General features: G+C 56.1%; 13 protein-coding genes. 7 read left to right on the top strand and 6 right to left on the bottom strand.

Annotated elements, in window-relative coordinates; all coding sequences use genetic code 11:
• Nucleotides 1–47: 47 nt before the first annotated feature.
• Nucleotides 48–953, bottom strand: coding sequence for a bifunctional methionine sulfoxide reductase B/A protein (locus JYB85_RS07790; protein WP_207381732.1), 906 nt, complete (start codon nucleotides 951–953; stop codon nucleotides 48–50).
• Nucleotides 954–1,054: 101 nt separating this feature from the next.
• On the opposite strand from JYB85_RS07790, the gene JYB85_RS07785 reads away from it, so the two are divergent.
• Both JYB85_RS07785 and ylqF read left to right on the top strand, forming a co-directional pair.
• A complete protein-coding gene (locus JYB85_RS07785; protein ID WP_207381731.1) occupies nucleotides 1,055–1,894 on the top strand; it encodes an isopenicillin N synthase family dioxygenase in 840 nt (279 codons plus the stop codon).
• A 102-nt stretch (nucleotides 1,895–1,996) separates the two neighbouring features.
• The gene (gene ylqF, locus JYB85_RS07780) at nucleotides 1,997–2,941 is read left to right on the top strand and encodes a ribosome biogenesis GTPase YlqF (RefSeq protein WP_207381730.1); all 945 of its coding nucleotides are present in this window, start codon (nucleotides 1,997–1,999) and stop codon (nucleotides 2,939–2,941) included.
• 31 nt (nucleotides 2,942–2,972) lie between these two features.
• Here the strand turns inward: ylqF and JYB85_RS07775 are convergent, their stop codons facing one another.
• Complete coding sequence (locus JYB85_RS07775; RefSeq protein ID WP_266097111.1) at nucleotides 2,973–3,440, bottom strand: low molecular weight protein-tyrosine-phosphatase; 468 nt, start codon at nucleotides 3,438–3,440, stop codon at nucleotides 2,973–2,975.
• 13 nt (nucleotides 3,441–3,453) lie between these two features.
• On the bottom strand, nucleotides 3,454–4,329 hold the full coding sequence (locus JYB85_RS07770; protein WP_207381729.1) for a DNA ligase: 876 nt from the start codon (nucleotides 4,327–4,329) through the stop codon (nucleotides 3,454–3,456).
• 220 nt (nucleotides 4,330–4,549) lie between these two features.
• On the opposite strand from JYB85_RS07770, the gene JYB85_RS07765 reads away from it, so the two are divergent.
• The gene (locus JYB85_RS07765) at nucleotides 4,550–4,921 is read left to right on the top strand and encodes a diacylglycerol kinase (RefSeq protein WP_207381728.1); all 372 of its coding nucleotides are present in this window, start codon (nucleotides 4,550–4,552) and stop codon (nucleotides 4,919–4,921) included.
• Here the strand turns inward: JYB85_RS07765 and hdfR are convergent.
• A complete protein-coding gene (gene hdfR, locus JYB85_RS07760) occupies nucleotides 4,918–5,790 on the bottom strand; it encodes an HTH-type transcriptional regulator HdfR (RefSeq protein ID WP_207381727.1) in 873 nt (290 codons plus the stop codon). The genes JYB85_RS07765 and hdfR overlap by 4 nt on opposite strands.
• A gap of 133 nt (nucleotides 5,791–5,923) precedes the next feature.
• On the opposite strand from hdfR, the gene JYB85_RS07755 reads away from it, so the two are divergent.
• From JYB85_RS07755 to JYB85_RS07740, 4 genes are all read left to right on the top strand, one after another.
• On the top strand, nucleotides 5,924–6,373 hold the full coding sequence (locus tag JYB85_RS07755; protein ID WP_207322800.1) for a DUF413 domain-containing protein: 450 nt from the start codon (nucleotides 5,924–5,926) through the stop codon (nucleotides 6,371–6,373).
• Nucleotides 6,374–6,393: 20 nt separating this feature from the next.
• Entirely contained in the window at nucleotides 6,394–7,308 is a 915-nt protein-coding gene (locus JYB85_RS07750; protein ID WP_207322799.1) for an ATP-grasp domain-containing protein, read from the top strand.
• 248 nt (nucleotides 7,309–7,556) lie between these two features.
• Nucleotides 7,557–8,420, top strand: coding sequence for an outer membrane beta-barrel protein (locus tag JYB85_RS07745; protein WP_207381726.1), 864 nt, complete (start codon nucleotides 7,557–7,559; stop codon nucleotides 8,418–8,420).
• A 106-nt stretch (nucleotides 8,421–8,526) separates the two neighbouring features.
• Complete coding sequence (locus tag JYB85_RS07740) at nucleotides 8,527–9,582, top strand: GGDEF domain-containing protein (protein ID WP_228730231.1); 1,056 nt, start codon at nucleotides 8,527–8,529, stop codon at nucleotides 9,580–9,582.
• On the opposite strand, the gene JYB85_RS07735 is transcribed toward JYB85_RS07740, so the two are convergent.
• Together JYB85_RS07735 and JYB85_RS07730 are read right to left on the bottom strand one after the other, a co-directional pair.
• On the bottom strand, nucleotides 9,531–10,175 hold the full coding sequence (locus JYB85_RS07735) for a class GN sortase (protein WP_207381725.1): 645 nt from the start codon (nucleotides 10,173–10,175) through the stop codon (nucleotides 9,531–9,533). The two genes, JYB85_RS07740 and JYB85_RS07735, sit on opposite strands and share 52 nt — an antisense overlap.
• A complete protein-coding gene (locus JYB85_RS07730; protein WP_207381724.1) occupies nucleotides 10,172–12,232 on the bottom strand; it encodes a marine proteobacterial sortase target protein in 2,061 nt (686 codons plus the stop codon). Before JYB85_RS07730 ends, JYB85_RS07735 begins: the two co-directional genes overlap by 4 nt.
• Between the last annotated feature and the right edge of the window lie 7 nt (nucleotides 12,233–12,239).

The raw sequence follows: 12,239 nt of genomic DNA, 5'->3' as shown, positions 1-12,239 counted from the left end.
CATTGGCCGCCTTGTTTTTTTACACTGTTCCGTTGGGGCAATAGCTGTCAGCGCCTGCGCAGCGCGGCAAACTGAGCCCTGAACTTGTCCACCTTGGGGCGCACCACAATAGCGCAATAGGGCTGCTCCCCATGGTGGGCGAAGTAATCCCTGTGGTAGTCCTCCGCCGGGTAAAAACCGTCAAAGGCGCTTACCTGGGTCACTATGGGCCTGTCCCATAACCTGGCCTCATTCAATCTGGTAATCATGGCATTGGCGCTTTGCGCCTGCTGCTCATCGTGGATGAAGATCACCGAGCGATATTGGGGGCCCACATCATTGCCCTGACGGTTAAGAGAGGTGGGATCATGGATCTGGAAAAACACCTCAAGCAGGGTTTCAAAGCTGATTTCGTCGGGGTTGAAGCTAAGCTGCACCACCTCGGCATGGCCGGTATGGCCGCTGCACACCCGCTTGTAATCGGCATCGGCTTCGGTACCACCGGCGTAGCCTGAAACCACCGAATGCACGCCTTTAAGCTCCTTGAATACCGCCTCAAGGCACCAAAAACAGCCACCCCCCAGTGTTGCCTTTGCCATGGGCTGGCCTGCTGGCTCTTCTTCAAGGGGTTTGAAATGCAAAGAGACAGAGTTGACACAGTGGCGTACATTTTTGGGTGTCAGCAATTCACCCTCAAATACGTGCCCCAGGTGACCACCACAGTGGCTGCAAACGATTTCCACCCGGCGGCCGTCGGCGTCCGGATGGCGGGTAACCGCACCGGGAATTTCATCATCAAAGGCGGGCCAGCCACAGTGGGCTTTGAATTTATGCTCCGACAGGTACAGGGGGGCATCACATTTACGGCAGCAATACACGCCCTTGGCGCTGTGCTGATAATACTCGCCACTGAAGGGACGTTCAGTGCCCTTTTGCTCAATCACAAAACGCTCGAATTCATTCAACTGTCGCATTCTTCTCTCCTTGTCCCTGGGCTCCCGGCGGTATTTGCGCTTGAAGGGCTGCGCGGCTACACTGGCGCCGGGGTTAACCACAATAACAAAAGAAACATAAAATGAAATTGGAAACTATTGATTACCGCGCGCCGGACAGCGCACAACAATTTGTTCAGTCACTGCGGGATACCGGATTTGGCGTACTGTCAAACCACCCTATCCGCCAGGAACTGGTGGAAGCCATCTACAAAGAATGGCACGCCTTTTTTCAGAGTGACAACAAGCAGGAATTTCTGTTCAAGCCCGAAACCCAGGATGGCTTTTTCCCAAGCGAAGTATCGGAAACCGCCAAGGGTCACACGGTCAAGGACATCAAGGAATATTATCATGTCTATCCCTGGGGTCGCATTCCCGATAGTCTAAGGGAAAATATCCTGACCTATTACCGCGAAGCCAATGCCCTGGCGGCAGAGCTGCTGTCCTGGGTAGAAGCCCACAGCCCGGAAGACGTCAAGGCGCACTTCTCCATGCCGTTGCCTGACATGATAAAGGACAGTCAGAAGACGTTGCTGCGGGTACTGCACTATCCGCCGATGACAGGTGATGAAGAGCTCGGTGCCATCCGCGCCGCTGCCCACGAGGATATAAACCTGCTGACCGTGTTGCCGGCCGCCAACGAGCCGGGATTGCAGGTGCAGGCCAAAGACGGCAGCTGGATAGATGTGCCCAGCGACTTTGGCAATCTCATTATCAACATAGGTGATATGTTGCAGGAAGCCTCGGGGGGCTACTTCCCGTCCACCTCCCACAGGGTGATCAATCCCGAGGGAGCCGACAAAACCAAGTCGCGGATCTCCCTGCCATTGTTCCTGCATCCCAACCCTGAAGTGGTGCTGTCTGAGCGTTACACCGCCGACAGTTATCTGATGGAACGCCTGCGGGAACTGGGCGTAATTTAAAGCAGAATCAATCGAAAGCGTCCAACAGGACGCTTTTTTTGTACCCGGGGAGCAATACGGGTAGAATAGCCGCCCTTATTCAATGGCAGGAACAAGCAGACTATGGCAATTCAATGGTATCCGGGACACATGCACAAGGCGCGCAAGGAAATTGCCGAGGCCATGCCCCAGGTGGATCTGGTCATTGAAGTGCTGGATGCCCGCATCCCCTACAGCAGTGAGAACCCCATGGTGACTCAGCTCAGGGGGGATAAGCCCTGTATCAAGTTGCTGAATAAATGCGACTTGGCCGATCCCGAGGTCACCGCCCGTTGGATTGAATTCCTGGAGCAGGAGCAAGGGGTTAAGGCCATGGCCATCACCACCTTGCAACCGGGTATGCTCAAAACCAGCATTCCTGATTTATGCCGCAAGCTGGTGCCATCGCGCGACAAGGTTGAAAAAGACATACGCACCATGATTATGGGCATTCCCAACGTGGGCAAGTCCACCATAATCAACACCCTGGCCGGTCGTATCATAGCCAAAACCGGCAACGAACCTGCAGTGACCAAGGCACAGCAGAGGATTAACCTCAAAAACGGTATTGTGCTGTCCGACACCCCGGGGATCCTCTGGCCCAAGGTGGACAACGAAGCCAGCAGTTACCGCCTGGCGGTGACAGGTGCCATCAAGGACACCGCCATGGAATACGAGGATGTGGCCCTGTTTGCCGCAGACTACCTGCGCCTGGCCTATCCCGAAGCCGTGATGGCCAGGTATAAGCTCGATGAAATGCCCGCCGATGACATGGGACTGCTGGAGGCCATAGGCCGCAAGCGTGGCGCCCTGCGCCCCGGAGGGCACATAGATTTGCACAAGGCTTCTGAGTTGCTGTTGCATGAATTCCGCAGCGGCAAAATCGGTCTGCTGTCCCTGGAAACGCCGGAAATGGCCAAGGCCGAGCAGGCGGAAGTGGAGCGGATCCTGGCCGAAAAAGCCGCCAGGGAAAAAGAGCGCAAGGAAGCGGAAAAACTGAGACGCTCGGGAAAACGCATCCAGAACTAAGACTACGGCGCCTCCGGCGCCGTTTTCGTCTTCAACGTTGCAGCTCGGCAATCAAACCGTCGGCGGCCTGCTCCAATAAATCCAGGACCTGTTCAAAGCCACTCTCGCCACCATAGTAGGGATCCGGCACTTCGCTGACACCATTGTTGGCATAGGCCATCACCAACTTGAGTTTATGCTTGTGCTCCCCCGGACAGCGCAGGTGCAAATCGGACAGGTTTTGCTTGTCGGCTGCCAGGATCAGATCAAAACGCTCAAAGTCGTCTCCCACCACCTGGCGGGCGCGCATCTGGGCAAAGTCATAGCCCCGCAGATTACCGGCGGCTTCGGCGCGGGGATCGGGGCGTTCGCCCTGGTGATAACCTATGGTGCCGGCAGAATCTATCTCAAGCTCAAGACCAGCCCTCAGGCTGCGCTGCCGAAAAACCGCTTCGGCGGTGGGAGAGCGGCAAATGTTCCCCATGCAGACAAACAATACGGAACGAATTATGGTGGTCAAAATATAGCCTCGATCATGATTGAGGTGGTCGTACACGCCAAAACCTGGCGCCCTTGGGTACACCTTTGGCGCTCAGTCCCCGGTATTGAAAGCTTATCACAGTCCCCAACGGCGGAGGATGGCGCCTTTGCTCCAGAGTCAGTCCGGCGCTGAGATAAAACTCCAGTCCCTGCGCTGTTCGCAATTTAAGCGAACCCAAGATCCCGCTGAATTCGCCCTTCCCCGGCCGGTACCCTATCACAGTCGCTTCGGCATCCAGCAGCGGCTTAAGCTTGATAAGAGCTGTATTGCGCCCTTCCTGATACAGGGCTTGTTTGTGATGCAGCACCAGCCCTTCGGCCCCAGCGGCCACCCTCTCATCAAACAAACGTTGCAACCCGGCCACACTGCCAATGCTCAGCTGCGGGGCTATCCGCCGCACGCCCTTATCCCCCAGTGCCAATAACCACAAATAGCGCTCGGCAAAGGGGCGATTTTCCATCGGGGTGTCGAATACCATAAATCGCAGTTGCTGCCACAGTGGATTATCCAGTCTGCCCCGGATAAGTCCGGCCACGGCTTCAAATTGCCCCCGCCCAAGCCACAGCTCCCCTTCCAGAGGCTGCGCCGGCAAATCGGTGACGAACCAGGCCGGCAGCGCAATTGGCTTGCCCTGTTTGCTCCACATGGCCTTGCCATCCCAGCGCCCGCGAACCCCATCGTATTTTTCGCTGACCAGGTAATCTTCAAGCGCCACATTCGGCGGTAATTCGGTGCGCCCGATCAGCTCCACCGGCGCCAACCGGCTCGGCGGCTCGGTCGCAAGCTTGTCGACTGCCGCCGAAGATGACGGGCCCGGCATACACAATGCCAGCAGGCACATAACCATTCCTGACAGGTGATGCCCCATAACTTCCTCCTTGAAGTGCAAGTCCACGGCCTGTGGACGAACTGCGGCTAAAGCCAAGTATAGGTGCGAATAAAGGCCCGACAGCTTAACCAAGGCATCTTCGGCTGTTATACTGCCGCCTTTTGTGGCATGGCTTATTGTCAACTGCGCCGCAGGCCTTTTACAGGTCCGGGGTTGGCAACAATCAAGAGCCGGTCATTTTCCAAAGCAAGGTAGAGCTATGAAACCCGCCAACAACCATGGCATCAAGCGCGTAATACGCGCGACAGGATTCTCATTCAAGGGCTTGAAATCGGCCTGGACCCACGAAGCCGCCTTCAGGCAAGAGGTGATGCTGGCTGTGCTCTTGTTGCCTGTGGCGGCATGGGCGCCGGTATCCATGGTGGAAAAACTGCTGCTGGTGCTGACCGTGTTTATCGTGCTGATAGTTGAGTTGCTCAACTCAGCAATCGAAGCCGTGGTGGACAGGGTTGGGGATGAAATCCACCCCCTCAGTGGACAGGCCAAGGACATTGCCTCGGCCGCGGTATTTATCAGTTTGTGCCTGTGTGGCCTCACCTGGGGTGCAATTCTGTTGCCACTGCTGGCCTAGGCCAGCAGCTCTTCGGCATCTTCTTCGTCTTCCCGACGCAAAAAACCTATCGCCTGTTCAATTTGGGGAAGTCTGTCATTCTGGGCCCAATAGACGACATGCACATTGCGGGGAATGGCAGCTGCACCGGTCACCAGATGTAAACGCCCCCTGGCGAGCAAGGGGCGAACCATATGATCAGGCAAAAAGGCGCTGCCGCCATTATTGAGCACAAAGTCCAAGGCGATCCGCGATGAACTGGTGTGCAGTACCGGCAATGGCAACATACCGTATTCCTGGGCATGGAGAATATTGAACGCCGTGCCCCAATCCACCTTGATGTACCTGTGCTGACGGCACTCGTCGAGGGTCAGCGGACCGTCGCTTGACACCAGCTGCAGCTGCACCACACCCACTCGCACCTGCTCGAAATCATCAAGTTTGGGCGGGTCGAAGGAAATGGCGATATCCAGTGTGCGCTCCATCAATTGCCTGGTCATCACATTTTGAGGCAACACTTCGGTGCGCAGCGCTACCCCCGGAAGCCCCTGATGCAGACTTTGCAGGTGTCCCTGCAGATAGGCATCCCAGATATTGGGACCGGCGCCTATGGTGAGCTGGGTCGATTGCAACAGACTCAGGGACACATCCTGCTTGGCTCTCTCCCAAGCGGTCAACACAGCTTCGGCATGCCCCAGCATGCGCTCGCCCGCCGGTGTCGGCTGAATATTGTTACGCTGACGTTCAAACAGCTCAACGCCAAGCAGGGTCTCCAGTTGTTTGACCCTGAAACTGACCGCACTGCGTGTCAGGTACAGATTCTCCGCCGCCTTGCCGAAATGGCGGGTGCGCGAGACTTCCAAAAAGGTTTTCAGCAGATCCGTGTCCATAAAATATCTTTGACCAAAAACGACAAATTTTTTTGATTTCTAATTCAATAATACTAGCCAATACTCCAGTTGCAAATCGTACCCAGAGTAATGTTTTTGTTGTATCAAGAGTCAATCAAGCAAGGAAATCACCATGTCTCAACAGGCTTTTTCAAACGAAAATGGCAAACCGCAGACAAGCACTGTCGCAGTTACCGGCTTTCAGGCAAAAAGGCGCTTTTACGATGATATCAATTTTCCCAAGGGCTTCAGACGCTGCGGTGATTTTACCAGTAAAGAAGCGGATTTACTGGAACAATATGGTCAGGTACTGAAAGATCTTGCCGAAGGAAAGCAATTGCCTGCCACCGCCGACGAAGCGCAATTTGTCGAAGTCGCGAGCGGACGGCTGGCCCCCAGTAGCTTGTTTGAGCACTTATGGGTAAAGTATTGCAAACTGGCGCAGGGAAAACCCTTTTATGCCGTGGTTGGCACAGTGCACGCGCCCGCTACCGCCCCCGAGCCGGATCTGACATTCGACGACATCGATGACGATGATGAAGACGCTCCGGCCGATGAGGAGGAGCTTAAGGACACTCCATGAAAATCAAGGTTAAAGACTAAATGCGCGGCTGGATCCTCTATAAAGAAACCGCGACTCAGTTAAAACCTGAATTGTATGAAATCAATCGTTTGCTTGAGGCCGCCAAGGCCGACAACATAGATCTTCAGGTCTATGGGCCCGACGAGTTTGACCTGACAGTCACCCGCGAAGATAACAAGAGTATCTTGTTGAACGGGCAGCCAGTGGAGCTGCCCGATTTTATTATCCCCCGCATGGGTTCAGGTACCACCTATTTTGCCCTGGCCATCATACGCCATCTGGAACGTCTGGGGGTCTATTGCCTCAATCCTTCCAGGGCCATAGAAACGGTCAAGGACAAGCTGTTTTCCCAGCAATTGCTGGCCGAGAAAAATTTGCCGACCCCCAAGACCATGCTGGTGAAGTTTCCGGTGGACATAGATCTGGTGGAACGGCACCTCGGCTTTCCCGTGGTGATTAAAACCCTGTCCGGTTCCCAGGGCAGTGGGGTGTTCCTGTCCCACAAGGCCCGGGAGTTTGACGATCTGATGCAATTGATCGAGGCCACCAACAAGAATGCCAACATCATATTGCAGGAGTTCATTTCCAACAGCCATGGCCGGGATCTGCGGGTATTTACCATTGGCGGCCGGGTGGCGGGATGTTATGAACGCCGTGGTCAGGAAGACAGTTTCAAGGCCAACGTCAGCGCCGGTGGTTCGGCACGTCCCTTCGAGGTCACACCGGAAATTGAATGGCTGGCAACCCAAACCGCCAACATTCTGGATTTGGACGTGGCCGGTATTGATCTGCTGTTCGACAACGGTCACTACAAGATCTGCGAGGCAAATTCATCTCCTGGCTTTGAGGGCCTGGAATCTTGTCTGAACGTCGATATTGCCGCCCAGATCCTCCATTTTATCCGCATCCGCCTGGGGATGTTCAATCGGGATTGATCACAAAAAAGCCCCGTTTCTTAGCGTCAAAAGCGCCGTTTTCGGCGCTTTTTTGACATCTGCGGAACAAATTCTGCACCAGATCAAAATATATACAAATATCTTGATACAAATGTTTCACATCAGTCAGTCATTGGTTTACACTGCCCTTCGTTGTCGCGGCATTCCATACCATAAAAACACCCGCCGCCCGGCCTAAAACCGGATGCAACACCCCGAGTAACACAATCTGTATCAGGAGCAGCTGAATGTTTAAAGCTCTCGCATTATGCACCTTAACGCTGGCAGGGGTGAGCCAAGCGTGTAACGCCAAGGACATGACCATACAGGTTGGCGGCTTTTACTCTCAATCGGACTCCAGCATAGACGTGACCGATCCTACGATCGGCCAGAACTATCGACTGGACTTCGAATCTGATCTGGAACTGGCGGAAAGTCAGTTTCTGCCAACCGCTGCATTCGAATACAGGTTCAACGATCGCCACAGCTTTTACCTCGACTGGAAACAGCTGCACCGTGACGCCGAGACCCAAGCCATCAGTCGCCCCTTTCAGGTGCAAATAGATGACACCATTTATGAGGTCCAAGCCGGTGGTAAACTGGCCACCACGCTCAACATAGATATAGCCCGTATAGGTTACGGCTATGAGTTTCTGCAGGGCAACAATTACAGCCTGGGCGTGTCTGTCGGCCTGCACGCCATGTTTATCGACTCCATGTTCGAAGGCACCATCAGCGCCTGCACCAGCAGCCAACTCAATAACAATGTCTGTGGCACCCAGGCCATCCCCCGGGTTGTGGATGAAAGCGTAACCGCGCCATTGCCCGACATTGGCCTGTTTGGCAGCTACGAATTCCTGCCCGGCTGGAAACTCAGTGGCCACGCCCAGTATTTCCAGGTCAAGGTGGATGATATCAAGGGCTCGCTGGTGGATGTTCGTGCCGGGATCACCGCCGATCTGGGTGACAACTGGCAGATGAGTGTCGCCTACAACTATTACAAGGTTGACGTGGACGTGCATCAGACCGGTGACAACCAAATCAAGGTGGCCGATTACAATATAAGTTACAGCTTTATTGGCCCCATGTTTTCCGTCAGTTACAGGTTTTAAGACGTATACAATTTCGCACGAAAGAGAGTCTTGATTTGGATTGACTAGCCAGCCCTACTGCGGCGACACTTAGCAGCAGTAATTCAGGTTTGGGATAATCACAACAATGACCGACAGCCACAAGCTGATGGAAGCAGATCAGCAGGCATTGCTGCACACGGCGGCGACTCGCCTCAAGCAGGCGGTGCCGCTGATGCTTAAGCACAGGATCCCCACCACCCCTACCAATTACGCACTCTGGTATACCTATGTCGGTGAGCAACAACCGGCACTCAATGCCGCCATGGATAAGGTATTGGCCGAGCACCGCACTTGCCCGCCCAGCAACAGCGAACTCCTGTACCGGGAGCACCTGGGGGACAGTATGGCCGTGGATCTTTGTGCCATGCGCCGGAATCTCGATGCCATGGTCACCGAATTGTCCCAGTCCCTGAAAGACACCCACACGGACGCCAGCCAATTCCAAAGCCGGATCGACAGCAATTTCAGCAAACTGGAACAGCTCGAGCGGGAAGAGTTCACCCTCGACAAGATGTTGGAACTGGTGCGCAACATGGCCAAGGAATCCGATGCCATACGAACCAGCACCAGCTACTTCACCCGCCAACTCAACAAGGCCCAGCAGGAAATTGAAGCCCTGAAGGTGCGCCTGGCCGCCAGCGAGAAGGACATACTGTTTGATGCGCTCACCGGCTGCCTCAATCGCCGTGCCTTTGATGCCGATTTGCGTGCCACCCTGGAGCAGGCTCCCGAAGGCACTTGCCTGGTGCTGTGCGATATAGACCATTTCAAAATATTCAATGATACCTACGGCCATCAACTGGGCGATCAGGTACTTAAGGCCGTAGCCAAACGCCTGATGGAAGGCTGCCGCGATGGCGCCAAGGTGTATCGCTGCGGCGGTGAAGAATTTGCCATACTGATCCCGGCCCGGGATCAGGCCATCGCCCGCCAGTTGGCGGAGGTGCTGCGCCGGGGCCTGGAAAAGCTCAGCCTTAAGGATCGCAAATCCGGCAATACCATCAACAATGTGACCGCCTCCTTCGGTGTCAGCAGCTGGCGCGAAGGCATGAGCCTGATGGAACTCATCGACGCAGCAGACATTCAGCTCTACGACGCCAAACGACTCGGCCGCAACCGGGTCATGCCGATGGCAGGCTGAGCCACCGCGTTCGCCCTGGGTTTGGCCATGGGTTTTGCGAACACCAGCAAACGCTTATCCGAACGGGCCCCCAAGGCATCAAAGGGATAACAGGTCACCAGCGTCAAACCATCCTCCACCTCGGCCAGTGCCTGGCCATCATGCTCACTCACTATTCTGAGCGCACTGACCTCAAACAACTGTTGCCGGCCGGAAAAGGGCGTCAACAGCAACTTGTCGCCCACGGCCATTACACGTAATTGGGCAAAGTGGCTGTCCCTGTGGCCGGCTATCACGCTGTGTCCCGGCGCCCCGGGTCTGGCCGTGCCTTCAAGCCAGGCCGGTCCAAAGGCCAAGTTGCGTCCGCTGGCTCCCGCCAGCACATACAGGGGCCGCTGAGGTAAGCCCCCCTTGAGCAGCTCCAGTCTGGCCACCGGGTAGGTATCGGCCCAATCCCAGGGTTTGTGTGGCTGACCGTCCACCAGGCTCTGCTCAAAAGCCCTGGCAATTAAAAATTGGGCAAACTCTGCTTTGGCCTGCATATAGCCTCCCTTGATTATCAGGATAAGTCCCAGCAGCAGTGCTGCCAGGGACAGTAAACGTCGGGCCTTCATGGTGCCGACGCCAATCGCAAACGCCCCAGCCGTCCAAGACATTCAAAAACCAGCGCCAGCAACAGACACACGCTGCCAAGCAACAACCAAAGTGCACTGCCAAGGGCGGTCTGCGGCATGCCTCCCTGCCAATGGGCGGGTAAGGGTGTCGCCAACTGCACCAGAGGGCCCGGTTGACCCTGGTTCACGGCTTCCTGGTCGACGGCCACCAGACTGGTGTAGGGGCTCATCAGGTGATATTTGAGCCCCAGAGCCGTGATCTGTTGCCGGGTGCGCTCGCCATTGGCGGCACTGCGGGCCCGCGCCAGGGCGGAGATCTGTGCCTGACCAAAGGCCAGATCCAGTCCCCTTTGGCTTGCGACCGGTATCAAAGGCAGTTGCACCTGCCAGGGCTTCGACCCAATTCGACCGCTGACCATAAGGTCGCCATGGCTGGCGGCGGGGAGGCGGAAACTCAGTTGCAAAGGTGTTTCGGCATAGAGATCCGGAATGGCAGCGGGCCAGTGCTCGGGAATGGTACCGTCTTCAAATTGCACCCGGATATGGCTGAGTCTGGGCTTGGCGATGCGTTTAAGCAGCGCCTGCATCCGCTCGCTGACCTCGGCCGCCTTGCCTATGTAAGTGAAACTGCCCTTGCCCGCCTGGGCCGCCCGCTCCATAAAAAAGCCGTTCGGCGCCGCGCCTATACCCACGGTAAACAGCCGGCTGTCCCCCAGTTGCTCCTCAATTTGCGTAAACAGGGCCTGTTCCTGACCAACCGCACCGTCGGTGATGAAGAGCACCTGACGAACGCTTTCCCCGGGTGCACTTTCCCATTTGGCATTGACCGGCAAGGCCGCATTCAGAGCCGCCGCCATTTCCGTGCCGCCCTCTGCTTCCAGGGAGCGGACAAACTTCATCGCCGTTTTGAGATTCTGGGCACTCCAGGGGCGTGATTGTGGCCACAACATGGTCACATCCGAGTTAAAAGCAATCAGGTTAAAGCTGTCAGCGGGTGTCAATTGATTCAGTGCCTCGGCCAAGGCTGCCTTGGCCTGGCTCAGGGATTCCCCTGTCATTGAGCCCGAGGTATCTATCACCAGCACCAACTCCCTCGGCACGGCCAGCGCCAATTCGGCGGCCGGCGGCAGCAAGGACAGCAAACCATGGAAGTAGCCCTGCTCTTCCCCGCCATAGCTCAGGCCCTGCTGCACCTGCACCGAGGCCTTGGGCGCCTGTTCCAAACCTGGCTGCCAGCGCAGCACAAAATCACGGTTGGCCGCCCAGTCTTCCAGGCGCACCCGGGTACGATCCTCTGCTTCCCGCTCCACCTGAATTTGATGATAGGGGCTGGTCACAGCGCGAATATCAAAGCCCTCCAGCAGCAGTTCCAAACTGACCTTGGCTTGCCTTGGCATGGCCGCTGCCAACATGGGCACCTGGCCCTGGGCCATTGGCAACAGGGGGCTTAAGTACCTTGGCGTCAGGGTCATGGGAAAGCGCAATTCAAAGCCCTGCTGCTCCCAGTTGAGGGTCTGCAGGTAATTAACCCGCACCTTCAGCAAGGCACCGGGCATCAGGTTGGCCACTTCGGTGTGAAACAGATTGGCACTTCTGTGTTCCAGCAGCGCCGCCCGCTGGCCCTGCTGTTTGGCCTGCTCAAATCTGGCCCTCGCAGCCTGTTTCTCTTGGATCACACCGACTATTTTGCGCTGTCCCAGATCCAGCTCCATACCATCCACAGCAGCCCCCTGGGGCAAGGGAAACTGATACTGCCCCTGAATAGTCTCGCCGGTCAGGTTAAGGAACTCCTGCTCCAGCACTACCCTATTGAGCCAGCCACTGACGTGCATCTGCACCCGGGTGTTAACCGCCATCAGCTGCCTTTGCTGCCCCTGGCTGTCCCGGTATTGCAGCAATCCCATGCCGGGTTCGGCCGCCTCTGTGTGAACCCTGGCCTTACCCGCCTCTTGTTGCCAATCCGCGCCGTTACCCGTGGCGCCCGCGCCTGCGCTGCAGATGAGGGCGACAGCCGCCACCCATCTGCTCAGGCCCTGATATCGCATTGAAATCGTCAATTGCTTT

This window comes from Shewanella sedimentimangrovi (assembly GCF_017354965.1).
Classification (GTDB): Bacteria; Pseudomonadota; Gammaproteobacteria; order Enterobacterales; family Shewanellaceae; genus Shewanella; species Shewanella cyperi.
Note: the sequence above shows the minus strand (reverse complement) of the source record. Positions and strands in the feature narration are given on the sequence as shown.